The organism is Pseudonocardia sp. P-1, from assembly GCF_058111925.1.
Window position 1 is genome coordinate 2,376,463 of record NZ_CM176614.1, and the last position, 23,190, is coordinate 2,399,652.

23 protein-coding genes, 1 tRNA gene and 1 pseudogene are annotated in these 23,190 nt (G+C 74.6%); 10 read left to right on the plus strand and 15 right to left on the minus strand.

What is annotated here, in order from left to right:
• Positions 1–99 precede the first annotated feature (99 nt).
• The 3 genes from AC0GKK_RS11490 to metG form a co-directional block, all read right to left on the minus strand.
• Positions 100–1,011 carry a resuscitation-promoting factor gene (locus AC0GKK_RS11490; RefSeq protein ID WP_489883786.1) on the minus strand — a complete coding sequence of 304 codons (912 nt, stop codon included), beginning with the start codon at positions 1,009–1,011 and terminating at the stop codon, positions 100–102.
• 264 nt (positions 1,012–1,275) lie between these two features.
• Positions 1,276–2,109 (minus strand): TatD family hydrolase, encoded by an 834-nt coding sequence (locus tag AC0GKK_RS11495; RefSeq protein ID WP_062400196.1) that lies wholly within the window; start codon positions 2,107–2,109, stop codon positions 1,276–1,278.
• Entirely contained in the window at positions 2,106–3,896 is a 1,791-nt protein-coding gene (metG, locus tag AC0GKK_RS11500) for a methionine--tRNA ligase (protein ID WP_346101701.1), read from the minus strand. Before metG ends, AC0GKK_RS11495 begins: the two co-directional genes overlap by 4 nt.
• A 113-nt stretch (positions 3,897–4,009) precedes the next feature.
• Here metG and AC0GKK_RS11505 point away from each other — a divergent pair, with 113 nt between their 5' ends.
• Positions 4,010–4,573 (plus strand): TetR/AcrR family transcriptional regulator, encoded by a 564-nt coding sequence (locus AC0GKK_RS11505; RefSeq protein WP_251787060.1) that lies wholly within the window; start codon positions 4,010–4,012, stop codon positions 4,571–4,573.
• Positions 4,574–4,579: 6 nt separating this feature from the next.
• On the opposite strand, the gene AC0GKK_RS11510 is transcribed toward AC0GKK_RS11505, so the two are convergent.
• Positions 4,580–6,409 carry a glycoside hydrolase family 15 protein gene (locus tag AC0GKK_RS11510; protein ID WP_489883787.1) on the minus strand — a complete coding sequence of 610 codons (1,830 nt, stop codon included), beginning with the start codon at positions 6,407–6,409 and terminating at the stop codon, positions 4,580–4,582.
• Positions 6,406–7,815, minus strand: a complete 1,410-nt coding sequence (zwf, locus tag AC0GKK_RS11515) for a glucose-6-phosphate dehydrogenase (RefSeq protein WP_489883788.1) — start codon at positions 7,813–7,815, stop codon at positions 6,406–6,408. The genes AC0GKK_RS11510 and zwf overlap by 4 nt, the downstream gene beginning before the upstream one ends.
• A gap of 95 nt (positions 7,816–7,910) precedes the next feature.
• Here zwf and AC0GKK_RS11520 point away from each other — a divergent pair, with 95 nt between their 5' ends.
• Positions 7,911–8,393, plus strand: a complete 483-nt coding sequence (locus AC0GKK_RS11520) for a cation:proton antiporter regulatory subunit (RefSeq protein WP_073577611.1) — start codon at positions 7,911–7,913, stop codon at positions 8,391–8,393.
• A gap of 16 nt (positions 8,394–8,409) precedes the next feature.
• Entirely contained in the window at positions 8,410–9,585 is a 1,176-nt protein-coding gene (locus AC0GKK_RS11525; protein WP_405419431.1) for a cation:proton antiporter, read from the plus strand.
• Positions 9,586–9,679: 94 nt separating this feature from the next.
• Here the strand turns inward: AC0GKK_RS11525 and rsmI are convergent, their stop codons facing one another.
• Positions 9,680–10,555 carry a 16S rRNA (cytidine(1402)-2'-O)-methyltransferase gene (gene rsmI / locus AC0GKK_RS11530; protein WP_405419434.1) on the minus strand — a complete coding sequence of 292 codons (876 nt, stop codon included), beginning with the start codon at positions 10,553–10,555 and terminating at the stop codon, positions 9,680–9,682.
• Between the two features lie 25 nt (positions 10,556–10,580).
• Here rsmI and AC0GKK_RS11535 point away from each other — a divergent pair, with 25 nt between their 5' ends.
• Genes AC0GKK_RS11535 through AC0GKK_RS11545 form a run of 3 tightly spaced genes read left to right on the plus strand, consistent with a single transcriptional unit; the run spans position 10,581 to position 13,775 of the window.
• Positions 10,581–12,176, plus strand: a complete 1,596-nt coding sequence (locus AC0GKK_RS11535; RefSeq protein ID WP_465878560.1) for a dolichyl-phosphate-mannose--protein mannosyltransferase — start codon at positions 10,581–10,583, stop codon at positions 12,174–12,176.
• A 58-nt stretch (positions 12,177–12,234) separates the two neighbouring features.
• Positions 12,235–12,801, plus strand: a complete 567-nt coding sequence (locus AC0GKK_RS11540; RefSeq protein ID WP_251787055.1) for a copper resistance CopC family protein — start codon at positions 12,235–12,237, stop codon at positions 12,799–12,801.
• The gene (locus AC0GKK_RS11545) at positions 12,732–13,775 is read left to right on the plus strand and encodes a CopD family protein (RefSeq protein ID WP_489883789.1); all 1,044 of its coding nucleotides are present in this window, start codon (positions 12,732–12,734) and stop codon (positions 13,773–13,775) included. The genes AC0GKK_RS11540 and AC0GKK_RS11545 overlap by 70 nt, the downstream gene beginning before the upstream one ends.
• Before the next feature lie 4 nt (positions 13,776–13,779).
• Here AC0GKK_RS11545 and AC0GKK_RS11550 read toward each other — a convergent pair whose 3' ends face one another.
• The 7 genes from AC0GKK_RS11550 to AC0GKK_RS11580 all read right to left on the minus strand — a co-directional run bounded on the left by AC0GKK_RS11550 (position 13,780) and on the right by AC0GKK_RS11580 (position 19,868).
• The gene (locus AC0GKK_RS11550) at positions 13,780–14,448 is read right to left on the minus strand and encodes an ABC transporter substrate-binding protein (protein WP_405419444.1); all 669 of its coding nucleotides are present in this window, start codon (positions 14,446–14,448) and stop codon (positions 13,780–13,782) included.
• Positions 14,449–14,488: 40 nt separating this feature from the next.
• A complete protein-coding gene (locus AC0GKK_RS11555) occupies positions 14,489–14,935 on the minus strand; it encodes a hypothetical protein (protein WP_405419447.1) in 447 nt (148 codons plus the stop codon).
• Positions 14,936–15,567: 632 nt separating this feature from the next.
• A tRNA-Ala gene (locus AC0GKK_RS11560) sits at positions 15,568–15,643 on the minus strand.
• A 52-nt stretch (positions 15,644–15,695) separates the two neighbouring features.
• On the minus strand, positions 15,696–16,868 hold the full coding sequence (gene sepX / locus AC0GKK_RS11565) for a divisome protein SepX/GlpR (RefSeq protein ID WP_489883790.1): 1,173 nt from the start codon (positions 16,866–16,868) through the stop codon (positions 15,696–15,698).
• Positions 16,869–17,071: 203 nt separating this feature from the next.
• Positions 17,072–17,737, minus strand: a complete 666-nt coding sequence (locus AC0GKK_RS11570; protein ID WP_301549105.1) for a GNAT family N-acetyltransferase — start codon at positions 17,735–17,737, stop codon at positions 17,072–17,074.
• 5 nt (positions 17,738–17,742) lie between these two features.
• A complete protein-coding gene (glp, locus tag AC0GKK_RS11575) occupies positions 17,743–18,963 on the minus strand; it encodes a molybdotransferase-like divisome protein Glp (protein WP_100879581.1) in 1,221 nt (406 codons plus the stop codon).
• A 2-nt stretch (positions 18,964–18,965) separates the two neighbouring features.
• A complete protein-coding gene (locus tag AC0GKK_RS11580; protein ID WP_489883791.1) occupies positions 18,966–19,868 on the minus strand; it encodes a UTP--glucose-1-phosphate uridylyltransferase in 903 nt (300 codons plus the stop codon).
• A 36-nt stretch (positions 19,869–19,904) separates the two neighbouring features.
• Between AC0GKK_RS11580 and AC0GKK_RS11585 the strand changes: the two genes are divergently transcribed.
• The 3 genes and pseudogenes from AC0GKK_RS11585 to AC0GKK_RS11595 form a co-directional block, all read left to right on the plus strand.
• The gene (locus AC0GKK_RS11585) at positions 19,905–20,552 is read left to right on the plus strand and encodes a 5-formyltetrahydrofolate cyclo-ligase (protein ID WP_489883792.1); all 648 of its coding nucleotides are present in this window, start codon (positions 19,905–19,907) and stop codon (positions 20,550–20,552) included.
• Between the two features lie 107 nt (positions 20,553–20,659).
• Positions 20,660–21,022, plus strand: a complete 363-nt coding sequence (locus tag AC0GKK_RS11590; protein WP_251787048.1) for an FmdB family zinc ribbon protein — start codon at positions 20,660–20,662, stop codon at positions 21,020–21,022.
• A 100-nt stretch (positions 21,023–21,122) separates the two neighbouring features.
• Positions 21,123–21,392 (plus strand): annotated as a pseudogene (locus AC0GKK_RS11595) (SAF domain-containing protein); the annotation flags it as partial.
• Between the two features lie 438 nt (positions 21,393–21,830).
• Here the strand turns inward: AC0GKK_RS11595 and AC0GKK_RS11600 are convergent.
• Entirely contained in the window at positions 21,831–21,998 is a 168-nt protein-coding gene (locus AC0GKK_RS11600) for a hypothetical protein (protein WP_167379102.1), read from the minus strand.
• A 166-nt stretch (positions 21,999–22,164) separates the two neighbouring features.
• Here AC0GKK_RS11600 and AC0GKK_RS11605 point away from each other — a divergent pair, with 166 nt between their 5' ends.
• Complete coding sequence (locus AC0GKK_RS11605) at positions 22,165–22,584, plus strand: antitoxin (RefSeq protein WP_208823188.1); 420 nt, start codon at positions 22,165–22,167, stop codon at positions 22,582–22,584.
• A gap of 57 nt (positions 22,585–22,641) precedes the next feature.
• Here AC0GKK_RS11605 and AC0GKK_RS11610 read toward each other — a convergent pair whose 3' ends face one another.
• Positions 22,642–23,133, minus strand: a complete 492-nt coding sequence (locus tag AC0GKK_RS11610) for a MogA/MoaB family molybdenum cofactor biosynthesis protein (protein WP_373324192.1) — start codon at positions 23,131–23,133, stop codon at positions 22,642–22,644.
• Positions 23,134–23,190: the final 57 nt, after the last annotated feature.

The window sequence follows — 23,190 nt, forward strand, 5'->3', positions numbered from 1 at the left end:
CCGCCGTCGGCGTCGATGCTCCGGCTCCGGCCGCCGTCGGTCCCGTGGTCGCTCACGGCACCATTCTCGCCGGGCACCCCGGGCGGGGTGCGTGCGGGATCAGCTCAGGCCGAGCTTGGAGGAGCAGGACGGCCAGGCGCTGTAGCCGCCGCGGTCGTCCTTGACCTTCTCCGCGACCGCGATCTGCTCCTCGCGGGAGGCCTGGTCCGCGGTCGGGGCGTACTGCCCGCCGCCGTAGGCCTGCCAGGTCTGCTTGTTGAACTGCAGCCCGCCCTGGTAGCCGTTGCCGGTGTTGATCGCCCAGTTGCCGCCGGACTCGCACTTGGCCAACTTGTCCCAGGTCGCGCCGTTCGAGACCGCGGGCGCCGAGGACTTCGCCTTCGCGGCGGCCTTCTCGACGGTCTCCTCGACCTTCTTCTTGGTGCCGACCTTGACGACGCGCGGCATGGCCGGAGTGTCCTGACCGGCGCCGACGCGCTCGCGGGCGATCTCGCGGCCCTGGTCGTAGGTGACCCGCCAGATGATGCTGCGGGCGCCCTCGCGGCCCGGGTCGACGACGGTGCGGGTGCCCTCGTCGAGCGACGGGTCCTGCACCTCCTGCTCCGGCGCCGGGAGCTTCTGCGACTCGACGATCTGGGCGTTCACGATGTCCGAGCCGGTGGTCGGGGCGGCGACCGGGGCGAACGACGCGGGCGAGGAGGGCCGGTCGAGGTTCATCGACGCCGTGCCGAGGTCGGTGGCGTTCGCGGCGAGCCCGGCCTGGAGCTCCTGGGCGGGCTGCTCGGCCGGGGCGGTGAGCACCGCGGCGGCGAGGCCGCCGGTGGGGACCGAGAACAGCGCGGCCGCAGCGGCCGTCCGGACCCCGGCCCGGGAGCGGGCACCGGCGGTGCGGTGACGGCCCTCGTAGGTGACGTACCCGGCCTCGTCGCCGGCGAGACCGGCGGGCGCGATGACGGGGAGCGGTCGCGTGAGCTCGTCGTCGGCGAGCGGTGCGGCGTGACGCGAAGACATGACTTCCCGGGGGCTCGGCTGTCCGGGAAGGGCCATGACCTGCGGGAACGACGACCGGCGCGGTGCCGGGGAGCGGAACCGTCGCTGGGGAGCGGACCGGTCGTCGTCCCGCGGGTCGGGGGAGCGACCCCGTCCCGGCGGGTACGACGACGGACGTTAGCGGACCGTGACCCGGCGCAGCGTTTCCGACGCGCGCGTGGCGACGAGCGGACGGTGGTCGACGGTGAGTGACGACAACCCCGCCACTCGTCACGGCGGACGGCGTCAATCGGTTGTGCGCAGCCGGAAGATCCGTTCGGCGTTGCGGCGGGCCGTCTCGGCGACGAGGGCCTCGGACTCCCCGCGGGTCGCGGCGATCCCCCGCACGGTCCACGGCAGCACGTAGGGCTCGTTGGCGCGGCCGCGGTGCGGGTGCGGGGTGAGGAACGGCGCGTCGGTCTCCACGAGGTACTGCCCGGCGGGCACCAGCGCCGCGGCGGCGCGCAGCTCGTGGTTGTTCTTGAAGGTGACGGGCCCGGCGAAGGACAGGACGTACCCGGCGTCGGCGCACTCCCGGGCCATCGCGGCGTCGCCGGAGAAGCAGTGGAAGACGACGGTGTCCGGGGCGCCCTCCTCGCGGAGGATGCGCAGGACGTCGTCGTGGGCGTCCCGGTCGTGGATCATCAGCGGCTTGCCGGTGCGCTTGGCCAGCCCGATGTGCCAGCGGAACGCGTCCTGCTGCGCGGCGGGCGGGCTGTGGTCCCAGTAGTAGTCCAGGCCGGTCTCGCCGATCGACACGACACGGTCGTCGGCGGCCAGCCGCTCGATCTCGGCGAGGTCGGCGGCCGGTACCCGTGCCGTCCGGGTGGGGTGCAGCGCGACGGCCGCCCACACCCGGTCGTCGGCGTGCGCGGCGCGGACGGCGAACCGCGCGCCGTCGAGGTCGTCGGCGATGGTGACCGCGCCGACGACGCCGACCGCCGCCGCCCGGTCCATCGCGGCGACGACGTCGGCGTCGGTCTCGCAGCCGCACGCGTCGAGGTGGGTGTGGCTGTCGATCGTCGGCGCGGCGAGCGGCTCCGGCGGCTCGGGACGCGGCCGGCGGCCGTGTCCGCTCACTTCCGGACCGGGGCCCACTCCGGCCCGGTCTCCCCCAGCTCGGGCGCGAGCTTGGCGATGATCGGCGACGGCTTGGCCAGCGGGCGTCCCACCTCGATCGGCGTCGACCCCCAGTGGGCCTGCTCGGCGGCGTAGTCGCCGGTGAGGACCGGGTAGGCGGGGCCGTCGCCGAGGTCGTCGACGGTCGTCTTCTCCGGCTGCGCGGCCCACACCCCGGTGCCGCCGAGCGCCTCGTGCACCTTCTGCGCCGCGTGCGGCAGGAACGGGGTCAGCAGGGTGTTGGCGTCCTGCACGACCTGGAGCGCGGTGTGCAGGATCGTGTCCCGGCGCTCCGGGTCGTCCTTGCGCTTCCACGGCTCCTGGTCGGACAGGTACCGGTTCGCGGCGGTGACCACGCGCATCGCCTCACCCGCGGCCTGCTTGAACCGGTTCCGCGCGAGCAGCCCGCCGACGGTGTCGAACCCGGCCCGCGAGTACGCGAGCAGCTCGGCGTCGGCCTGCTGCGGCGCCGTCGGCGTGGGGACCGCGCCCACGTTCTTGTGGGCCATCGAGATGGACCGGTTGACCAGGTTGCCCCACTCGTTGGCCAGCTCGAAGTTCACCCGGCGGACGAACTCGTCCCAGGTGAAGTCGACGTCCTGGTTCTCCGGCCCGGCGACGGCGATGTGGTAGCGCAGCGCGTCCGGCCCGAACTCGCGCAGGAAGTCGCCGACGTAGATGACGGTGCCGCGGCTGGTCGAGAACTTCGACCCGCTCATCGTCAGGTACTCCGAGGACACGACCTCGCTGGGCAGGTCGAGCGTCCCGTACGGCCCCGGCTCGCCGCCGCGGTCGCCCGCACCGTTCTGCCCGAGCAGGATCGCCGGCCACATCACCGAGTGGAAGGTGATGTTGTCCTTGCCCATGAAGTAGAAGGCTTCGGCGGCCGGGTCGGTCCACCACTGCTTCCACGCGTCCGGGTCCGGGCCGCGGCGGGCCCACTCCACCGAGGCGGACAGGTAGCCGATGACGGCGTCGAACCAGACGTAGATCTTCTTGAGCGGGTTGTCCGACCAGAGGTCGAGCGGGACGGGCACGCCCCACTCCAGGTCGCGGGTGATGGCGCGCGGCTTGAGGTTCTCCACCAGGTTGGCGGAGAACTTGAGCACGTTGGGGCGCCAGTCGGTGCGGGTCGACAGCCAGCTGCCGAGCGCCTCGGAGAAGGCGGGCAGGTCGAGGAAGAAGTGCTCGGTCTCGACGAACTTCGGCGTCTCCCCGTTGATCCGCGAGCGCGGGTTCCTGAGGTCGGCCGGGTCGAGCTGGTTGCCGCAGTTGTCGCACTGGTCGCCGCGGGCGCCGTCGTAGCCGCAGATCGGGCAGGTGCCCTCGATGTAGCGGTCGGGCAGGGTGCGGCCGGTGGACGGGCTGATCGCGCCCAGCTGCGTCTTCGGGACGACGTAGCCGTTCTTGTACAGCGCGGTGAACATGTCCTGCACGACGCGGTAGTGGTTCGACGTCGTGGTCCGGGTGAACAGGTCGTAGCTGAGCCCGAGACCCTGCAGGTCGTCGGTGATCACGCCGTTGTACTTGTCGGCGAGCTGGCGCGGGGTCAGCCCCTCGGCGTCGGCCTGGACCTGGATCGGGGTGCCGTGCTCGTCGGTGCCGGACACCATCAGCACCCGGTCCCCCGCCATCCGCCGGTACCGGGCGAACACGTCGGAGGGCACACCGAAGCCGGACACGTGGCCGATGTGCCGGGGGCCGTTGGCGTAGGGCCACGCCACGGCGGTCAGCACGGCTTTACTCATGCCCTCCAGCGTATTCACCGTCGCCATCCCGTTCTGCGGCGGCACATCACCAAAGATGGGGATAGCTCGCGGAGACGGGTGTCGTTCCCCCTGCTGGTGTCATAGTGGCGCCCATGGACCGGGGTGAACGGGACCGCGAGGCACTCCTCGACGCGGCCCTGCAGCAGTGGGTGGACGGCGGGTGGCCCGCCATCGACCCCTCCTCGGCCGCGGAACGGGCCGGGCTGCCCGCCTCCGCCGCGGCGGAGTTCGCCTCGGGCGTGGAGCTCGGGTGCGCGGTGTTCGACCACGTCGTCGACGAGCGCGCCGCCGCCACGATGGCCGCGGTGCAGTCGGCGGCCCCGAACCCGGCCGCCCAGATCAGGGCCGCCCTCACCGCGTGGTTCGACGACGTCGACCGCGACCCGCGCCGGGTCGTGGCGCTGGTCGACGCGGTCGGCTGTCCTGCGCTGCTCGCGCGCCGCCGCAGCGCCAACCGCGGCTTCGCCGAGCTGATGGTCAGCGGCGCCGCCGACACCCGGATCGAGCCCGACGACCTGCGCGTCGCCGGGCACTTCTGCCTCGGCGGGATGGGCGAGATCGTGCTGGCCTGGCTGGACCCGGAGAGCCCCGTGACCCGCGAGCAGGCCCTGCGCCACGGGGTCCGGCTCTACGAGTCCTGCCTGTTCACCCGCTGAACGGCCTCACCCCAGCGCCCGGTCCAGGTTGATCGCGGAGCTGATCAGCGACAGGTGCGTGAACGCCTGCGGGAAGTTCCCCAGCTGCTCCCCGGTCAGGCCGATCTCCTCGGCGTAGAGGCCCAGGTGGTTGCCGTAGGAGAACATCTTCTCCAGCGCGATCCGGGCCTGTTCCAGGCGGCCGGCCCTGGTCATCGCCTCGACGTTCCAGAACGAGCACATCGAGAACGTGCCCTCCTCGCCGTCGAGACCGTCCGGCGAGTCCTCGACGTCGTAGCGGAACACCAGGGTGTCGACGACGAGGTCGTCGTTGATCGCGTCCAGGGTCGCCAGGAACCGCGGCTCGGTGGGCGCGCAGAACTTCACCATCGGCATCAGCAGCACCGAGGCGTCCAGCGTGGTCGCGCCGTAGCGCTGCACGAACGACCCGCGCGGCCCCACGTCGGGGTCCCAGCCGCGGTCCATGATCTGGTGGTAGATCTCGTCGCGGGTGGTGGTCCAGGCCCCGACGTCGCCGGGCAGGCCGCGCCGGCGCGCCATCCGGATCATCCGCTCGACCGCGACCCAGCACATGAGCCGGGAGAACACGTGGTCCTGGCGGCCCGCACGGGTCTCCCAGATGCCCTCGTCCGGGGAGTCCCAGTGCTCGCGCAGCCAGTCGAGGATCGTGCAGAGGTTCGTCCAGTCCTCGTGGCCGACGCCGTCGCCGTACTTGTCGTACAGGTAGACCGAGTCGATGATCTCGCCGTAGATGTCGAGCTGCAGCTGGTCCGCGGCGCCGTTGCCGGCCAGCACCGGGCGCGAGCCGCGGTAGCCGTCGAGGTGGTCGAGCTCGACCTCGTCGGGGGTCTCGTCGCCGTCGATCGTGTACATCACGCGCAGCGGACCCTGGTCCCCGTCGCGGGTGCTCCCGAACCGGCCCGACAGCCAGCCGATGAACGCGCCCGCCTCCTCGGTGAACCCGAGCCGCAGCAGCGCGTAGAGGGTGAACGCGGCGTCGCGCATCCAGACGTAGCGGTAGTCCCAGTTCCGCTCGCCGCCCAGCTGCTCGGGCAGCCCCATCGTCGGCGACGCGATCACCGCGCCGGTCGGCTCGTGGGTGAGCAGTTTGAGGGTGAGCGCGGAGCGGTGGACGCGCTCGCGCCACCGCCCGGTGTACGACGAGTGCGCCAGCCAGTCCTTCCAGAACGAGACGGTCCCGGTGAACAGGGCCTCCGCGGCGTCGTCGCAGGGGGGGGGCTCCCCGGTCGCGTCCACCTCCAGCACGAACACCTCGGTGCGGCCCTCGGCGGTGCGGAACTCCGCGCCCGCGGCGTGGTCGGTGATCTCCAGCTCCACCGACGACGTCAGGTCCAGGGTGACGCCGCTGCCGGTGAACCGGATGCCGGCGCCCGCGCTCTCGACCTTCGGGGTCTCCCGGGCGTAGTCGGGTCGCGGGACCACCTCGACGGTCATCGGCACCGACCCGCGGACCCCGGTCACCCGGCGGACGAGCCGCTGGCGGTGGTCGGGGTCGTGCGGGCGCAGCACCACCATGAGGTCCTGCACCTCGACGATGCCGTCGGCGGTGAGGAAGCGGGTGATGAGGATGTTGGAGTCGGGGTAGTAGAACTGCTGCTGGCTGGCGAGCTGGGTCTCGTCGACGCACGGCGCGAGCCTCCAGTGGCCGCCGCGGTCGGCGTCGAGCAGCGAGGCGAAGACGCTGGGCGCGTCGAACCGGCCCGGGCAGAACCAGTCGACGGTGCCGTCGGTGCCGACGAGCGCCGCGGAGCGCAGGTCGCCGATGATCCCGTGCTCGGCGATCGGGAGGTAGCGCTCGCTGCGCGAGGGGCTCACTCCGGCACCCGCCAGCCGCGCGGGCCGGGCAGGTCGAGCGCGTCCTGCGGGCCCCAGGACCCGTCGGGGTAGGTCTGCGTCCGCGGCGGGTCGGCGAGGACCGGGTCGCACAGCTCCCAGAGCCGCTCGACCTCCTCGGTGGTGGTGAACAGCGTGCGGTCCCCCTTCATGACGTCCAGGAGCAGCCGCTCGTAGGCCTCCAGCGCGTCGTCGGGGTCACCGACGCTGTCGAGGTCCAGCCGCATCCGGCCGCGGCCGACCTTCAGCTCCGGGCCGGGGACCTTCGCCCGGACGTCGAGCTCGGCCGACACCTGGTCGGCCAGCTCGATCACGAGCTCGGTGGGCGGCCCGTCCTGGGCGTCGCCCGTGAACGACCCGCCCGGGAACATGGTCAGCGCCGGCTCGTCGAAGCCGATCGTCACGGTGCGCCGGGTCGCGCCCATCGCCTTGCCGGTGCGCAGGAAGAACGGGACGCCGAACCAGCGCCAGTTGTCGACGTAGGTCTCCAGCGCGACGAACGTCTCGGACTCCGAGTCGTCGGCGACGCCCTCCTCGTCGCGGTAGGAGGCGTACTGGCCGAACACCACCCGCGACGGGTCGAGCGGCCGGATCGATCCGAACACCTTCGCCTTCTCCGCGTGCAGCGCGTCCGGCGCGATCTCGTGCGGCGGCTCCAGCGCGACGAACCCGAGGATCTGGAACAGGTGCGTGGAGATCATGTCGCGGAACGTGCCGGTGGACTCCATGAACGACGCCCGGCCCTCGATCCCGATCTCCTCGGGGACGTCGATCTGCACGTAGCGGATGTTCTGGCGGTTCCACACCGGCTCGAACAGACCGTTGGCGAAGCGCAGCGCGAGGATGTTCTGCACCGACTCCTTGCCGAGGAAATGGTCGATGCGGAAGATGTCGGCCTCGTCGTAGACGTCCTTCAGGCCCGCGTTCAGCTCCTTCGCGGACTCCAGGTCGGTGCCGAACGGCTTCTCCAGCACCAGCCGGGAACGCTCGGCGATGCCGGTCTCCCCCAGCATCGCGACCATCGGGGTCATCGCGGTCGGCGGCACGGAGAGATAGACGAGCCGGCGCACGTCGTCGGAGCCGAGGTCCTTCTCCGCGCGCTGCACCGCGTCGGCGAGGTCGGCGCCGTCGTCGGCGTCGGAGACGACGAAGCTCAGCCGCGGCGCGAAGTCGTCCCAGCCGGTGTCGTCGGACAGGGCACCGCGGATGCGGTCGCGGAACTCGTCGTCGGAGCCGGGCGAGTGCCGGCCGGACCCGATGACCCGGAAGTCCTCGGGGAGCAGCCCCTCGTTCTGCAGGTGGAGCAGACCCGGGAAGAGCTTGCGCTTCGCCAGGTCGCCGGTGGCGCCGAACAGCACGATCACGTGCGGGGGCAGGTCCGAAGGCATGACCCTCGGCTACCCCCGGGCGGGCCCGGTCATTCGGCGGCGCCGGTCACGAGCGTGTTTCCGACGGCCGGCGTGCGCGGCGTACCGTTGCGGGGGTGAACGTCGACGTGACGCCGCTGCCCGGGATCGGGGTGCGGAAGGAGATCGAGCTGCGCAGCGGCCGCCGGGTCGGGGTCATCGCGCACCGCGACGGGAAGATCGACCTGATCCTCTCCCGTGCCGACGACCCGGACGCCTGCGTCGCGGAGCTGCCGCTGACCACCGAGGAGGCGGGCGCCCTGGCGAACCTGCTCGGCGCCCCGCAGCTGGTCAACCAGCTGAAGGACGAGCACGCGGACCTCCCGGGCATCACCACCCGCAAGATGCCGATCAAGCTCAACAGCCCGTTCGACGGCCGCCCGCTCGGCGACACCGCGCTGCGCACCCGCACCCAGGTGTCGGTGGTCGCGATCATGCGCGCGGGCCAGGTGATCCCGTCGCCGACGCCGGACCACGTGCTGGCGGCCGGGGACATCGTGATCGCCGTCGGGACGGCCGAGAAGCTGGAGCAGGCCGCCGACATCCTCGCGCGCGGCTGAGGCCGCCCCGGTAGTCGTGGACCACACCGCACTCGAACTGCTCGAACTCGGCGCCGTCTTCTTCGGGCTCGGCCTGCTCGGCAGGCTCGCCCAGCGGATCGGCCTGTCCCCCATCCCGCTCTACCTGCTCGGCGGCCTCGCGTTCGGGGCGGGCGGCGTCATCCCGCTGGGCGACATCGGCGACTTCACCTCGCTGGCCGGCGAGGTCGGCGTCGTCCTGCTGCTCCTGCTGCTCGGGCTCGAGTACTCCGCGGTCGAGCTGGTCACGGGGCTGCGCCGGTCCTGGGCGGCCGGGATCGTGGACATCGTGCTCAACGCCGCGCCCGGCGTCGCCGTCGCGCTGGTCCTGGGCTGGGGCGCGGTCGGGGCGATGGTGCTGGGCGGGGTCACCTACATCTCCTCCTCCGGGATCGTCGCGAAGGTGCTGTCGGACCTGGGCCGGCTCGGCAACCGGGAGACGCCGGTGGTGCTGTCGGTGCTGGTCTTCGAGGACCTGGTGATGGCGCTCTACCTGCCGATCCTCACGGCGCTGCTGCTCGGCGTGACGCTGTGGGGCGGGATCAGTGCGGTCGCGGTGTCGCTCGCGGTCATCTCGGTGGTGCTGGTCGTGGCCCTGCGCTACGGCCGCTACGTCTCGGCCGTCGTCGACTCCGACGACCGCGAGGTGTTCCTGCTCAAGGTGCTCGGCGCCGCGCTGCTGGTCGCCGGGTTCGCCCAGGCCATGCAGGTGTCCGCCGCGGTGGGCGCGTTCCTGCTGGGCATCGCGATCTCCGGCTCGACCGCGGAGAACGCGACGAAGCTGCTGGAGCCGCTGCGGGACCTGTTCGCCGCGGTGTTCTTCGTGGTGTTCGGGCTGTCGACCGACCCGCGGGCCATCCCGCCGGTGCTCGGCTGGGCGCTCGTGCTCGCCGTGTCGACGGCCGCGACCAAGTACGCGACGGGCTGGTGGGCGGCGAAGCGCGCACGGATCGGGCGGATGGGCCGGGCCCGCGCCGGGGCCGCGCTGATCGCCCGCGGGGAGTTCTCGATCGTCATCGCCGGGCTGGCCGTCGGCTACGCCGCCGTGCCCGCCGAGCTGTCCGCGCTGGCCACGGCGTACGTGCTGATCATGGCGGTGCTCGGCCCGATCGCCGCCCGCTACGTCGAGCCCGTCATGCGGGCGATCCCGACGCGCACCCCTGCGACGGCCTGACCGCTCGCTCGCCCCGCCCTGCCCGCCGTCGCACCCCACCGGGGGCCGTCGCCCCCGCAGCGACGGGTGCGGCGACAGCGCGCGGGGTGCGGTGTCAGTCCCGGGCGGCGAGGGTCGCGTTGTAGAGGTCCCGCTTCGGCACGCCCGCGGCCTCGGCGACGGCGGCGACGGCGTCCTTGAGACGCTCGCCGTCGTCGGTGCGTTCCCGGACGGCGTCGACCAGCGACTCGACCGGCGGTGCCTCCCGGGCCTCGGCGCCGGCCAGCACCACGGTCACCTCCCCGAGCACGTCGCCGGAGGTGGCCCAGGAGTGCAGCTCGGCCAGGGTGCCGCGCACGACCTGCTCGTGGGTCTTGGTCAGCTCCCGGCACACCGCGGCACGCCGGGTCTCGCCCAGTACCGCGACGGCGTCGGCGAGGGTGTCCGCGGTCCGCCGCGGCGACTCGAAGAACACCACGGCGCGGCGCTCGTCGCGCAGGGTCTCCAGCCACCGGCTGCGCTCGCCGGAGCGGCGCGGCGGGAAGCCGTCGAAGCAGAACCGCTCGCACGGCAGCCCGGACAGGACCAGTGCCGTGGTCACCGCGGACGGGCCGGGCGCGCAGGTGACCGGGAGGTCCTCCGCGGCGGCCGCGGCGACGAGCCGGTAGCCCGGGTCGGAGACGGCGGGCATGCCGGCGTCGGACACGACCAGCACGGTCGCGCCGTCGCGGACCGCGGACAGCAGGCCGGGCAGCCGCTCGGCCTCGACGGCGTCGTAGTGGCTGACGATGCGGCCGGTGTAGGTGACCGGCAGCGCCGCGGCGAGGGTCCGGAACCGGCGGGTGTCCTCGGCGGCGATGACGTCGGCGGTGGCGATCAGCTCCCGCAGCCGCGGCGACGCGTCCCGCGGGTCGCCCAGCGGGGTCGCGGCCAGGACCAGGCGACCGGTCGTCGTCGCCGTGTCGGGCGTGGAGTCGGGGGCGGGAGTCACGTCGGCCAGCCTACGATCGGACGCGATGGCCACCACGAGCGCCGATGCCGGGAGCCGGGTCGCCGGAGCGGCACCCGAGCCCGGTCTGACCCCGCGGGGCACCCCGCCACCGCTGCGTCGCGCCGATCCCGGCCCGGCCGCGCGGCTCGGCGCGCCGCCACCGTCGGACCGGCTGACGGGCTGGCTGGTCACCGCGGGCGTGGTGCTGGTCGCGGCGCTGCTGCGGTTCTACGACCTGGGCGAGCCCACCGACCGCGGCACCCCCGTGTTCGACGAGAAGCACTACGTCCCGCAGGCCTGGGACATGGTCCGCAACGGCGGGGTGGAGAGCAACCCCGGTTACGAGAAGATCGTCCACCCGCCGCTGGCGAAACAGCTGATCGCGCTGGGCCAGATGGTCTTCGGCTACGACGGCGTCGGCTGGCGGGTCTCGGCCGCGCTGGCCGGGGTGCTCACCGTGCTGCTCGTCGTCCGGGCCGGACGGCGCCTGACCCGCTCGACGGCGCTGGGCGGGCTCGCCGGGCTGCTGCTGTGCGCCGACGGGCTGTCGCACGTGCAGTCGCGGATGGGGATGCTCGACGTCTTCTCCGCGCTGTTCGTGGTGGCCGCGTTCGCCGCGCTGCTCGCCGACCGCGACGACGTCCGCGCCCGGATGGCACGCGTCGTCGCCCAGGGGCGGGTCGGCGACACCGTGTGGGGCCCGCGCTGGGGGGTGCGCTGGTGGCGGCTGACCGCGGGCGTCTCGCTCGGACTGGCGTGTGCGGTGAAGTGGAACGGCGTCTACTACATCGCCGCGTTCGGACTGCTGTGCGTGCTGTGGGACGTCTCGGTGCGCCGCCGCGCCGGGGTCGTCCGGCCGTGGGTGGGGACGATGGTGCGCGACGTCGCCCCCGCGCTGTGGGCGCTCGTCCTGATCCCGGCGCTGACCTACGTCGGGTCCTGGTGGGCGTGGTTCGGCAGCGAGACCGGCATCGACCGCCACGAGGTGGGCCGGGAGATCGGCACCGGCGGGGCGTTCGCCTGGGTGCCCGACGCGCTGCGGTCGCTCTGGTACTACCACGGCCAGGTCCTCGCCTTCCACGAGAACCTGACGACCCAGTCCGCCGGGGCGCACCCGTGGGAGTCCAAGCCCTGGACCTGGCCGATGGGGCTGCGGCCGATGCTCTACCGCTACGCCGACGACGCGACCGGCTGCGGGGAGACCGACTGCGTCTCCGCGGTGATGCTGATCGGCACCCCGGCGCTGTGGTGGCCGGCGATCCCGGTGCTGCTCTGGGGGCTGTGGCGGGCGGTGACCCGGGTCGACTGGCGGTGGACGGCGGTGCTCGTCGGCTACGCGGCCGGGTTCGTCCCGTGGTTCTTCAACATCGACCGGCAGATGTACTTCTTCTACATGATGCCGGTGGTGCCCTTCCTGGTCCTGGGCGTCGTGCTGGCGATGGGGCAGATGCTGGGCCACTCGCGGATGAGCGCGCGCCGTCGCCGCAACGGGCTGCTCGTCGTCGCGACGTGGGTGGCGCTGATCGGGGTCAACTTCGTGTGGCTGTGGCCGATCCTGGTCGGCGACCCGATCACCGCGGCGCACTGGCAGGCCGAGCTGTGGCTGCCGTCCTGGCGCTGATCTGCTCCGTCCGGGTGACGCCCGGAACTCCGGCGGGCGGTGCGACGACCAACCCGGCGTGAGCCCCGTTCTCCGCCGCCTCGCGGTCGCCCTCCCCGCCGTGCTCCTCGCCCTCGTCGCCGGGGCCGCACCGGCCTGGGCGCACACCGAGCTCGAGTCCAGCAGCCCCGCCGCGAACGCGCAGGTCGGCACCGCGCCGACATCGGTGTCGCTGACGTTCTCCGAGGACATCGCGGCCGCCGACGCCACCGTCTCGGTGGCCGGCCCCGGCGGCACCGACTACGCGGCGGGCCCCGCCACCGGCGACGGCGACACCCTCACCGTGCCGCTGCGCCCGCTCGGTGCGGCCGGCGCCTACACGGTCACCTACCGGGTGGTCTCCGACGACGGCCACCCCGTCTCGGGCACGGTGCCGTTCACCCTGACCTCCCCCGGGCCGGGTGCGGCCGCCACCACCCCGGCGCCCGCCTCCGGGGCCCCGACGGCCGCCGCACCGGAGACCGCGCCCCGGACCGTCCCCACCGCGGCCGACGACGGCGGCGCCCCGGTCTGGCCGTGGGTGGTGCTCGCCGTCGTCGTGATCGGGGCCGGGGCCGTGTTCGCGCTGCGCCGGTCGCGGGCCTGACCATCGACGGGACCTTCCCCGGCGGCGGCGTCCTGGGCGACCCGGTCCGCGAGCCCGCGCCTGCGGTCGCCGGGTGGGTCGCGGTGCTGGTGGGGGCCGCGGTCGTCGTCGCCGGGGTCACCGGTGGCATCGGGCCGGACGGCGTCGCGCTCGACCTGGCCCAGACCGTCGCACGGCCCGCGGCGGACCTGGCCGCGGTGGTCGCGGCGGGTGCGGCGCTGGTCGCGCTGCTCGCCCCCGACCGGGTTCCCGGCGCCGACCGGGTCCTGACGACCGTCGCGCCGCTCTGGCTCGGGGTGCTGCTGGTCGAGACGTTCGTCCGGGGCGCGGTCGTGTCCGGGCGCGGGCTCGCCGACGTGCGCGGCACGGACCTGCTGCAGTTCCTGGCCGGTCCGCGTGCCGGGACCGGCCAGGTGGTGGCGCTGGCCGCGGTGCTCGCGCTGGTCGGCGTCGCCGGGTCGCGGCCTGCCCGGCCGGGCGCCGGTCCGGGGCCCGCGGTGCTGGCGCTGGTGGTGGTCGTCGTCGCGGCGGCGGCGCCCGCGGCGACCGGACACACCGCGGCGTCGACGGTCGCGGCGTACGCGGTGCCGGCGGTCGTCGCCCACGTCGCGGCGGCGCTGCTGTGGGTGGGCGGGCTCGGCGCGCTGCTGGTCACCGCCCGCGACGCCGACGTGCGCACCGTCGCGGTGCCCCGGTTCTCCCGGCTCGCGCTCGCCGCCGTCGTCGTGCTGGGGGTGACCGGGCTGCTCGCCGCCACCGCGCGGCTGTCCTCCCCCGCCGACCTGGTCACGACGGCCTACGGCGCGGTCGTCCTCACCAAGGTCGTGCTGCTGGCCTGCGCCGCCGCGCTGGGCGGCGCGACGCGGGCCCGGCTGCGCGCCGGGCGGCTGCCGGTGCTGGTGTGGGCGGCGGTGGAGGTGCTGGTGCTGGTCGCGGCGACCGGGGTCGCCGCGACCCTGACCCACACCGCCTGAGCGGTCAGCGGGTCGTCGCGGCGGCGAGCTGCGGTTCCAGCCGGTCGATCGCGTGGAGCAGCGCGTCCGGGCCGCCGTAGGACAGCGCGCCGCCCAGGGGGTCGGAGAACGTCGTGTAGAGCGTGCGGCCCTCGCGGACGACGCCGAGGCGGGCGAACGGCACCGACGCCGTCATCTGCTGCTCGGTCGCGCCGTTGACGAACAGCACGTCGCGGTCGAGCAGGTCCAGCCGTTCCTCGCTCACGTCGCCGGAGTGCTCCTGCGTCGCGAACCCGAGCGCGTCGAACAGCGCGCGCCGCGGGTCGCCCGCGGGGATCAGGTAGTGCCCGCCGTTCTCCGGACCGAAGTCCTCGACGAGCACCTTCCCGGCGAACGACGGGTGGGCGGCGCGGACCGCGGCGATCCGGTCCCGGACCTGGGCGGCGCGCTGCTCGGCGAGGTCCTCCCGGCCGATGGCCCTCCCCGTGGTGAGCAGCTGCACGTCCCACGGGGTCTTCTCCGGCGGGTACGCCGCCGACTGTACGACGGTCGGCGCGATCGCGGACAACGTGCGGTACATGTCCTCGTCGATGTCCTCGTAGATCGCGATGATCACGTCCGGCCTGCTCGCGGCGACGGCCTCCAGGTCGATGCCGTCCTCGCCGGACCGCGGTACCTCGGCGCCCTTCGTCACGGCCCGTACCCACGGGAAGGTCCAGGCCGTGAGGGTGACGTCAACCGCAGGCCGGGAGTCCGAGCCCGCCACGGGACCCCGGATCCAGGTACACCTCCGAGAGGTAGCCGGAGCGCCCGTCCGGCCAGGTCACGCGGTACCAGAGCGCGGACTCGACCCGGTGCGGGTTGTGCGCGGCGGGCGAGTCGAGGTTGTAGTTCCACATCCGCTCGCCGACGACCGTGCAGGTCGCGGGCAGCAGCGCCCCGCTGACGACGTCGGTGCCGTCCTCCTTGCAGCCCCGGGAGCCGCAGAACGCGATCGCCCGTGACGACAGGTAGGCGGGCCCGGAGTCCTCGACGAGGTCCTCCGCGCCGAGCGCGACCTTGTTCTGCACCGTGACGACGGCCGGCCCCGCCGACGCCGCGGCCGGCGCTCCGAGGGCCCGGGCGGCGAGCCAGCCGGCACCGCCCGCGACCAGGGCCGTGGCCAGGACGGCGACGACCACCGCCCGCGCCGTACGCCCCCTCGGGTCCTCGGCGCCCGTCGATTCCGTCCCCCGGCGGCCGCGCCCGTCGGTTCCGTCCCGCCTGTTCGCGGGGTCTCCGTCGCGTCCCGGGCCGCGGGCGCTCTCGTCGCCGGTGCCGCGACGTCCGCGGAGACGGTCGCCGAGAGCGTCGCCGGAGCCGTGGTGGGCGACGAGGGGGCCGCAGGGGCCGCGGCCAGCGCCGCGTGCCGGCGCGCCCACTCCCGCACCTCCGGCGCGGGAACGCCCACGGCGGCGAGCACCGTCGTCACCAGGTCGGCGCGGGGCAGGCGGGGTCCGGTGCGGGCGTTCCCGATCGCGCTCTTGCTCCAGTTCGAGCGTTCGGCGGCCTCACGGACGGACACGCCGCGCGCGTCGAGCACGGCGGCGAAGTCGCGGCAGAACAGTTCCGGGGAGTCGAGGGGACGACCGTCGGGGGATTCGGTCACCCGGACGAGTATGCGGTTCGCGATCACGCGGAGCCAGGCGGGACGGCCGCCGTTCCACGAAGATCGTCACGATTGACGAGAGGATCTCGCGATATCCCGGTGCATCCGCAGCGACCGGGACCCCGCAACGACGAACGGCCGGACCCGTCGGGTCCGGCCGTGTGGTGGTGGAGCTGAGGGGAATCGAACCCCTGACCTTCTCGATGCGAACGAGACGCGCTACCAACTGCGCTACAGCCCCAGGTGTCTCAGGCCCGCCCTCGCGGGCTGACCTGAAGAACCCTAACAGACCCCTATTCGCCCACCGCACGCCGGTGGGGGGTGCCCGTGTCGAACTCGTCGGGCTCCTCCTCGGCGTCCACGTCGACCAGCGACGTCCCGGCCGGGACCGGCGGCGGCGGGGCCGCGGCGAGACGCGGGAGCGACGACTCGTGCTCGGTCCCGACGGGCCCCTCGACGGTGCGTCCGCGGGCCGGGAGCACACCCAGCGGCTCGCCGGTGCCGCGGACCCGGGTGGGCTCGCCGTCGTCGGCGGTCCAGTCGTCGTCCTCGTCGGTGCCCGTGGTGACGGTGGCGGCGGTCGCGCGGATCTCGTCGTCGGCCCGCTCCTCCGCGGAGGCGTCGCGGCCGCGGTGGGCCCACTCGTCGAGCTCGGGGTCGTCGGCGGCCGGGGACTGCCGGGTGCCGGCCAGGCGTGCGGCGCGGCGGGCCCGGATGCCCTCCTCGATGCGGACCTGGCGGCGCAGATAGGTCAGGTAGCCGACCAGGCCGGCGCCGACGACACCGGTGACCCACCAGAACACCGTCGAGACCAGCAGCGCGGCCGCGCCGGCGGCGAGCAGCAGGACCAGCAGACCGAGCACGACGCGCTGGCGGAACGCGTACTTGGCGTGCGCGGCCGCGGCGGCGGCCTCGGGGTCGAAGCCCCCGCGGCCGGGGCGGTAGCGGGCCGGCGGGCGGGACCAGCCCTCCTCGTCGAGGCCGTCGGCGCCGGTCCCGTGCTCGTCGTCGGCGTCGACGGGCCCGGCGGGCTCGTGGTCGTCGTCGGGCCGGGGGTCGCGCTCCCGGTCCGACCGGACCCGCTCGTCGGGATCGGCGTCGTCGTGGCCGACGAGGTGGTCGTCGTGGTCGACGTCTCCGGGGCCGCGGACCCGGCCCTCGTCGTCGATCTCGGTGTCCTCGACGTCGTCGACGTCGTCGTAGGCGTACTGGTCGGCCTCGTCGGAGCGCTCACGGGGAGCGGGGACGTCGTCCCGCGCCTCCGCCAGCTCGCCGACCGTGGTCGGACCGGATCGCTGTGTCACAAGAACCTCCGGGTGTCGATGCCGCGCGGGACGTTCCAGCACCCGCCCGGACAGCAGCGCCGGGCTGAGCCGGGCCACTTCCTGCTGGCGCCGGGCGACGGTCGGAACGAGGATCAGCAGCCAGAGCACGACCAGACCCACGAAGATCAGAGAGCTGGGCACGGCTGCCTCCTCCCCCGACCGGCGCAGTCCACCCGGTGGAACGGCCCCGATCCGCGCCACCACCGATCACCGTAATCGGGCGGACCTCCGCACCCGGGTCGCGACGCGCCGTGGTCCCTCGGACGGAGGGTGCGAAACCAGGGACGTGCGGTACACGTGTGACTCCGGTGAGTGATCAGGCGAGGTATGGGCGCTGCGCAGGGTCAGGCCCGCGAGGCGCGTCCGTCCCGCACCAGCCGGGCCGCGAAACCACCCGGCGGGACCTCCTCGGCGGTCACCGCGTAGGCGTAGTGGTCGCGCCAGGCGCCGTCGACGTCGAGGTAGCGCTGCAGCAGTCCCTCGCGGCGCAGCCCGAGCCGGGCGAGCACCGCGATGCTGGCCACGTTCTCCGGGCGGACCGTGGCCTCGACGCGGTGCAGCCGCACCGGGCCGAAACAGTGGTCGAGGACGAGAGCGACGGCCGCGGTGGTGATCCCGCGCCCGCCCAGGGTCGAGTCGAGCCAGTAGCCGACGTAGCCCGACAGCAGCGGCTCCCGCACGACGTTGCCGACCATGACGTGGCCGGCCATCGCTCCGTCGACGGTGATCGCGAACGGCAGCGACAGCCCGCGCCGGGCGGCCCCGCGCAGCAGCCACCAGCGGCCGGGCCACTCCACCCCGGAGTTGCGGCGGGACCACCCGCCGTGGGTCGTCGGCTCCCAGGGACGCAGGAAGTGCTCGTCGCGCACCCGGATCCGGGCCCAGTCACCGCCGTCGCGCAGCCGCACCGGGCGCAGCCCCACCTCGTGCCCGCGCACCCGCAGCGGTCCGAGGACGGCGGGCCAGCCGGGGTGACCGCCGGGCGGTTCGGGGACGGCGGACGGCGGCACGCGGCTCAGTTCCGCCCGCGGGGAACCAGCTCGACGTGCTCACCGACGGTCATCTCGGTCACGTCCTCGTCGATGACCGCCAGCGCGTTGACCTCGGACAGCACCGCCAGCAGGTGGGTGCCCGACACACCGAGCGGCTGGGCGAGCAGCTCGCCGCCGTCGTCGGAGCGCAGCAGCCGCGCCGGGATGTAGGACCGGCGCCCGGCCGGGGAGACGATCGGGGAGGTCAGCCGGGCGGTCCAGGTGCGCCGCATCGGCTCCTGGCCCAGCGCCAGCCGGATCAGCGGCCGGACGAACACCTCGAACAGCACCAGCGCGGTCGCCGGGTGCGACGGGAACAGGAACACCGGCACGGCGTCCGGGCCGAGCCGGCCGTAGCCCTGCGCGGAACCGGGGTGCATCGCGACGCGGGTGTCGTCGATGCCACCGAGGTCGGCCAGCCCGCTCTTGGCCTCGGCCGCGGTCGTCCCACCGCCCGCGCCGCAGACCACGACGATCTCCGACGCCGGCAGCAGGTCCTCCACGGCGCCACGGATCTCCGCGGCGCTGCCGCCGACGGTACGGGGCCGGTTGGTCTCCGCGCCCGCCTCGCGGGCGGCGGCGACCACGGCGTGCGAGCAGACGTCGGCGACCTGCCCGGACGACGCCGAGCGGCTCACCTCCACCAGCTCGTCGCCGACCGAGACGACCGAGACCCGTGGCCGCGGGTGCACCAGCAGCTTGTCCCGGCCCGCGGCGGCGAGCATCGCGACCTGGGCCGAGCCGACGACGTCGCCCTCGCGGACGGCGACGTCACCGGACTGGACGTCCTCCCCCACCCGGCGCACGAAGCCGGCCGACGGCACGCCGCGGCGGATCGTGAGGCGCGCGGTGCCGCCGTCGGTCCACCCCAGCGGTGCGACGGCGTCGGCGAGGGTCGGCAGCGGCGCCCCCGCCGCGACGCGGACGGCCTGGCCGGGCTGCAGCCGCAGCGGCTGACGCGACCCGGCGGCGATCTCGCCCACCACCGGGACGGTGACCGGGGAGGCGTCGGTCGCCCCGGCCACGTCGACGCTGCGCACCGCGTAGCCGTCGATCGCGGCCTGGTCGAAGACCGGCAGCGGACGCGCCGCGACGACCTCCTCGGCGCTGCGCAGCCCCTGCGCGTCGGTGATCGCGACGCGCACCGGGGCCGGGCGCACCGCCACGTCCAGGATGCGGGACAGGTGATCGGTGACCGTGCGCACTCTCAGTCCTTCAGTCGCTCGTTCAGCCAGGTCCGCAGGTCCTCGCCGTACTCCGGGTGCTGCAGCATGAAGTCGACGTAGGCTCGCGCGTACCCGGCGGGGTTGCCCAGGTCGTGGCGCCCGCCGCGGTGCACGACGACGTGCACCGGGTGCCCCTCGGAGATCAGCAGAGCGACGGCGTCGGTCAGCTGGAGCTCACCGCCCGCGCCGGGGGTGATCCGGTCCAGCGCGTCGAAGATCGCACGGTCGAGCAGGTAGCGACCGGCCGCGGCGAAGGTCGAGGGGGCCTCGTCCGGGGCGGGCTTCTCGACCATCCCGTGGACCTGCTTGACGTCGTCGTCGCCGGTGTCGGAGACCTCGAAGACGCCGTAGGCCGAGATCTGCTCGCGCGGTACGTCGAAGGCGCAGAGGACGCTGCCGCCGTGCTCCTCGCGGACCTGCGCCATGCGGGCGAGGACCCCGGTCGGGAGGACCAGGTCGTCGGGCAGCAGGACGGCGACGGCCTTCTCGTCGTCGGCCAGTGCCGGGCCGGCCTGGGCGACGGCGTGGCCGAGGCCCTTGGGCTCGTACTGGTACACCGAGTCGACCTCGAGCAGGCCGGGGGCGCGGCGGACCTTGTCCGCCAGCTCGCCCTTGCCGCGGCCCTCGAGGGTCTTCACCAGCTCGTCGTCGGTGCGGAAGTAGGCCGCGACCGAGTCCTTGCCCGGCGAGGTCACGACCAGCAGCCGCTCTGCCCCGGCCTCGGCGGCCTCCGCGGCGACCAGCTCGATCCCGGGCGTGTCGACGACGGGGAGCAGTTCCTTCGGCACGGCCTTGGTCGTCGGCAGGAACCGGGTGCCCAGACCCGCCGCCGGGACGACGGCGGTGCGGAAGGCCCCGGTGCCGCTGGACGTCTGCACGCTCATGGTCGGCGAGCCTAGCCACAGCTCTAGCCTGGAGCCGTGACGGCTCGCGCGGAGGACAGGGGTGGATCGTCGCCTGATCAGGGTGGACGAGCCGCTGACGCCAAGCGGTCGCTGCGGCGCACGCTGCTGGCGGCCCGTCGCGGGCGCCCGGTCGCCGACCGGGCCGCGACGACCGCCGCGCTGTCGGAGCACCTGTGCGCGCTCGCCACCGCGACACCCGGCCCGGTGGCCTGCTACCTGCCGATCGGCACCGAACCCGGCGGTGCGGGACCGGGTGTGCCGTCGCTGCCCGACGCGCTGGTCGCCGCCGGTCACGAGGTCCTCGCCCCGGTGGTCCCGGACGCGCCGGGCCCGCTGGACTGGACGGTCTACCGCGGCCCGGACGACCTGACCCCCGGGCCGCTCGGGGTCGTCGAGCCGACCGGTCCCCGGCTCGGGCCCGCCGCGCTCACGTCGGCCGGCCTGGTGGTGGTGCCCGCGCTGGCCGTCGACCGGCGCGGGCGACGGCTGGGTCGCGGCGGCGGCTTCTACGACCGGACGCTCGCGCTCGCCGCGCCCGGCGCCCTGCTGGTCGTCCCGCTGCACGACGGCGAGCTGCTCGACGACGTCCCGGCCGAGGACCACGACGTCGCGGTGGGGGCGGTCGTCCTCTCCCGGGACGGGGTGGTGCATCTCTCGCCCTGACCGTGTGGACGGGTCGGAGCGACCGTCGCCTCGGAGTATGCTGGCACTCGCTCTCGCCGAGTGCCAGCCCGCGGGCGGGCACCGCCCCAGTTCGTCCGGAGGATGTTGTGCCGACCTACCAGTACGCATGCACCGCGTGTGACCACCGCTTCGAGGCGGTGCAGTCGTTCTCCGACGACGCCCTCAGCACCTGCCCGAACTGCGGCGGGAAGCTGCGCAAGGTCTTCTCCTCGGTGGGCATCGTGTTCAAGGGCAGCGGCTTCTACCGCACCGACTCCCGCTCGGGCTCGGTGAGCAGCGGGTCCGGGTCCTCGTCGGAGTCGGCGAAATCCGACAGCTCCTCGTCGAGCTCGTCGTCCTCGGACTCCTCGTCCTCGTCCTCGTCGAGCTCCTCCTCCTCGGACTCCTCGTCGTCGAGCTCCTCGTCGAGCTCGGCCGGCACCTCGTCCTCGAAGGCCGCCGCTTCCTGATCCGTCCACAACCGGCCGGGTTGTCCACAGGCCGGTGGATCGGCCCGTCACCGGCCGTGTCCCGCCCTAGCGTCGGAACGACGACGGCGGAGGGGCGGCCATGGCGGAGCAGACACAGCGGGCGGACCGCCCGTGGGACCGGCTGCTGCGGCGGCCCTCCTGGTCACGGGCGTTGCTGGCCCGCCGGGTGCTGGCCGGCGCCCTCGCGGTCGCGGCCGTGGTCGTGGCGCTGCTCCCCGCCCCGGGTGACGAGCGGGTCCCGGTACTGGTCGCGGCCCGTGACCTCGCCCCCGGCACGGCGCTGGGCCCGGCCGACGTCGTCGTGGCCTCCTGGCCACCTGACCTCGCCCCCGCCGGTGCCCTGACCGTGCCCGACGCCGTGGCCGGGCGGCTGCTCGCCGGACCGGTGACCGCGGGCGAGCCGATCGGCGAGCTGCGGCTGGTCGGGTCCGCGCTCGCCGTCGTCACCGGTGGGCCGGGCGCCTCGGCGGTGCCGCTGCGCCCGGCCGATCCGGCGGTGGCCGCGCTGCTGTCCCCCGGTTCCCGGGTGGACGTCGTGGCGGGCGGCCCGGACGGCGCCCGTGTGCTGGCCGCGCGGGCCGGGGTGGTGGCGGTGCTGCCACCCGCCCCGGGGCCGCCGGGGCGCGGGCGGACCCGGGACCGCTGGTGCTGGTCGCGCTGCCCGAGGCGGAGGCGACCGCGGTGGCCGCGGCGACGCTGGCCGGCGAGGTCACGGTCACCCTGCGCTGAGCCCCGCGCCGTCCCCGCGGTGCGGGCCGCCCTCGGTCTCCGCGCGCGCTCCGGCCGGTCAGCCGCCGTGGTGCGGGGGACGGTTCTCGGTGAACCAGCGGTCGGGGTCCGCGGTGTCGCGCTCGTCGGCGGCGCCGTAGTCGGCCCGCTCGTCGGCGGTGGTCGAGGGGTCGTCGCCGAAGATCTCCTCGATCCGTCGGCGCATCCGGTCCGCGGGCTCGCTCATGGCCCCATGGTGCCGTGCGCGGGCGGCGCGGGTGGACACCGATCCCGCGTCACCGTGCCGTGCCGTGCCCGTGACGCCCCACGACGACGCGTCCGGGTGACACCATGGGGTCAGCCGTACGCATCCGCCCGGGCGACCGGGCGACGACAGGAGAGGTGGACCGCTCATGGGGTTCCTGGACAAGGCACGCGAGGCGGCCGAGAACGCGATCGAGAAGGCGAAGCCGCACCTGGACAAGGCGATGGAGCAGGCCGGCCCGCACCTGGAGAAGGCCAAGGAGAAGGCGGGCCCGCTCGTCGAGAAGGCCGCCGAGAAGGTCGACCAGGCCACCGGCGGCAAGTACTCCGAGCAGATCGACGGGGTGAAGGGCAAGGTCGAGGGCGCACTCGGGCACACCGGCCCGGCCGCCCCCGGCGCCGGCACGCACGGCGACGCCGTCCCGCCGGTGCCGCCCGCCCCGCCCGGGGGCGACGCATTGGCGCCGCAGGGCAACCCGGCCGCGTCGCAGCAGCCGCCCGCCGTCCCGCCGGTGCCGCCGGAGCGCAAGGACGACGGCGGCGTCCCGCCGGTGCCCCCGGCGAACTGAGCCCACGCGCACGGACGGGCCCCGGCGATCCGCCGGGGCCCGTCCGTCGTGCAGGGGTCAGTCGTCGAGGCCGGACAGCTCCGAGATGACGTGCGGGACCAGCGGGGTCAGCGTCGCCATGCCGTCGCGGACGGCGGCGCGGGACGCCGCCAGGTTGACCACCAGCGTGCTGCCCGAGACGCCGACGACCCCACGGGACACCCCGGCGTCGACCGCACCGGCGGCGAGGCCGGAGGCGCGGATGGCCTCGGCGATCCCCGGCACCGGCCGGTCGAGGACACCGGTGGTGGCGTCCGGGGTGACGTCACGGGGCGACACGCCCGTGCCGCCGACGGTCACCACCAGGTCGACGCCGCCGATCACGGCGGTGTTCAGCGCGCTGCGGATGGCCACCACGTCGCCGGGGGCCGAGACCACGCCGTCGACGAGGAAGTGGGCCTCCTCCAGCAGCTCGGTGACCAGCGGCCCGGTGCCGTCGGACCGCTCACCCGCACTGACCCGGTCGTCGACGATCACCACGAGGGCACGGCCGATCTGCGGACCCGACATCTCCATGGCGGTCACCCTAGCGTCGGCCGGGACACGGCCCCGGGGGAGGCCGTGCCG